1 protein-coding gene is annotated in these 3,011 nt (G+C 77.7%); it reads right to left on the reverse strand.

Annotated elements, in window-relative coordinates; genetic code table 11:
* On the reverse strand, positions 1–3,011 hold a 3,011-nt coding region (locus IE330_RS38250), incomplete at both ends, for an acyltransferase domain-containing protein (RefSeq protein ID WP_190140784.1).

Genomic DNA, 3,011 nt, shown 5'->3' on the forward strand with positions numbered 1-3,011 from the left:
TGCCGGGCAGCGGCGAGGGCGCGGCGGGCAGGTGGGCGTACGGCACCGCGCGCAATACGGTCTCGTACCGCTGCGGCGCCCGCGCGGCCGGGCCGGGCACGCGGCGCAGGCGTACGCCGTCCAGTTCGACGCTGACGCTGCCGTCCGGGTCGGTGACGGTGATGTCGAAGCAGAGCTCGGTGCCCGTACTCGTACGGTCGTGGACGTCCGCCACTGCCGCCGCGGCCGAGCTGCTCGTACGGTCGCGGACGTGCGCGGTTCCCGCCGCGGCCGGGGTGTTCGTACGGTCGCGGACGTGGATCGCTCCCGCAGCGGCCGGGCTGCGCCACACCCGGACGGCCCCGACCGAGGCCGGGAGCCAGCTCTGCCCGTCGCCCGCCCGCGCGGCCACGAGGGGCGCGCAGGCCTGCAATGCGCCGTCCAGCAGCGCCGGATGCGCCACGTACCGCGCGGTGTCGGCCGCGTCCGTGGTGTGCCGGTAGGCGGCCAGCGCCTCGCCCTGCCCGATGTGCAGCCGTACGAGCTGGCGGAACGCGGGACCGTAGTCCAGACCGCTCGCGGCCAGGGCGCGGTACTGGGCGTCCGGGTCGCCCCGGCGCGGGCAGCGGGCGCGCACCTCCGTCAGGTCGACCCGCGCGGGGGAGCGGCCGATCAGCTCGCGGACGCGGCACCGGGCGTGCGGCCGGGGCGGCGGGTCGCCGTCGTCCCCGCCTTCGGCCGCTTCGGTGCTGGTGACGGTCACCATGCCGTCGTCGGGCGAGCAGGCGAGCTGGACGCGGACGTCCCCGGCCCGGTCCCAGGGGACCACCAGCGGGCGGCTGATCTCCAGCCAGGCCAGTTCCACCGGGCCGTCGAGGACCCGCCGGCCCGCGGCCAGGGCCATCTCGACGTACCCCGCCGCGGGGAACACCACGGACCCGGCCACCTTGTGGTCGGCCAGCCAGGGCACCAGCGCGGGTTCGACCGGCCCCTGCCAGGAGGGTTCCGCGCTCGGCAGCCGCTCGCCGAGGAGCGGGTGGTCAAGGCGCCCGGCACCGCTGCTGGCGATCCACTGCGACGGGGAGCCGCTCCAGTGCCGCTCCCGCTGCCAGGGGTAGGCGGGCAGCTCCGCCACGCGCGCGGGGCGGGGGAACAGGCGCGCCCAGTCCGTCTCCGCCCCGGCCGCGAGCAGCCCTTCCACCGACCTGCGCAGCGCGCCCGGTCCGTCGGCGTCGCGGCTGAGCGTGCCGAGCACGGCCACCCGCTCGCGGCCGGCGGCGATCCGGCGCAGATACGTCCGCAGCACCGGGTGCGGACCGACCTCCAGGAGCACGTCGACGCCCGTGTCCAGGGCGTGCCCGACGGCGTCCGCGAACCGCACCGGCTCGCGCACGTTGCGCCACCAGTAGTCGGCGTCCAGCCCGTCGGCGGACACCGGGCCCCCGGTCACCGTGGAGACGAACGCCGCGGCGTCGCCGCGCGGTGCCAGCCCGGCGAGGCCTGTCGCCAGCGGTGCCCGGGCCGCCTCCATGGCCGGGCTGTGGAAGGCGTGGTCGAGGTCCATGAGCCGGAAGAACACCCCCCGGCCCGCCAACTCGTCGCCCAGCGACTTGAGGTGGTTCACCGGCCCGGCGACCGTCACGTCCTGGGCGCTGTTCACCGCGGCCACGACCAGGCGTGGGTACGGCTCCAGCGCCTTGCGCGCCTCGGCCGGCGACAGCCCCACCGCGGCCATCCGGCCACGCCCGGCCGTGACCGCCTGGGCCCGGCTGCGCACGGCGACCACCCACGCCGCCTCGTGCAGGGTCAGCGCCCCGACGGCGTACGCGGCGGCCACCTCCCCGACGCTGTGCCCGAGCGCGACCCGCCACCGCACGCCCCGGTCGCGCAGGACCGCGGTGATCCCGGCCTGCACCGCGAACAGCAGCGGCTGCGCGACCTCGGTGGTGCCCAGCGCCCACTCGTCCGCGGGCCGGCCCAGTTGCTCGGCCACCGACCAGCCCAGCCGGGGCGCGAGCGCGACGTCCACCGCGTCCACCTCGGCGTGGAACACCGGGTCGCCGAGCAGGTCGGCGGCCATGCCCGCCCATGGCGAACCGTTGCCCGCGAAGACGAGCGCGACGTGCCCGCGCTCGACTGCTTCGCCGGAGGCGGCGGTGTGGAGGACGCCTGCGGCGGAGGTCTTGGCGGGGGAGGTGCCCGCGGCGGAGGCTTCGACGTCGGCGGTGCCCGTGCCGCGGGTGCCCGCGTCGAGGGCGCCGGTGCCGGAGGTGCTCGTGTCGGACAGCAGCCGTGCGGCCTCGTGCGCGGACGCCGCCAGCGCGACCCGGCGGCAGCGGTGCACGCCCCGGCGGAGACTGGTGGTGGCCGCGATGTCGTAGTACTCCCGCGGCGTGACACCCACCAGCCGGGCGGCCAGCCGCCGCGCCGCCTCCTCGGCCGCCCGCGGGGTGCGCCCCGAGGCGATGACGGGGAGGGGGCGCGGTGCCGCGTCCGGGTCCGGGGCGGGGCGGGGGATGGCGGGCGGCGGACCGAAGGGGGAGGTGGCGGGCGGGGGGATGGAGGGGGAGACGGCGGACGCGGGACTCGCGGGGGAGGCGGTGGACGGGAGGGCGGAGTCGGAGGACGGGAGGCTGAACGCGGACGCGGCGGGCGGCGGCGCGAGGACCACATGGGCGTTGGCCCCGCCGAAGCCGAAGGAGTTGACGCCCACGAAGCGCCGGTCCTGCTGCGCCGCCGCCGCGGGCGCCAGCGGAAGCGTCTCGGCGACGGGCTCCAGCCGCAGCCCGGCGAAGTCGATGTCGGGGTTGAGCGGATCCAGGTGCAGCGAGGGCGGGATGCTGCCGTACCGCAGCACGGCGAGGGCCTTGAAAAGGCCTGCCATGCCCGACGCGGGCTCCAGGTGCCCGAGGTTGGACTTCACCGACCCGATGGGCAGCGGGCCCACCGTGCGGTCCGCGCCCAGGGCCCGGCCCAGCGCCACGCACTCGGCCGGGTCGCCCGTCTGCGTACCGGTACCGTGCGCCTCCACG

The organism is Streptomyces longispororuber, assembly GCF_014656095.1.
Classification (GTDB): Bacteria; Actinomycetota; Actinomycetes; order Streptomycetales; family Streptomycetaceae; genus Streptomyces; species Streptomyces longispororuber.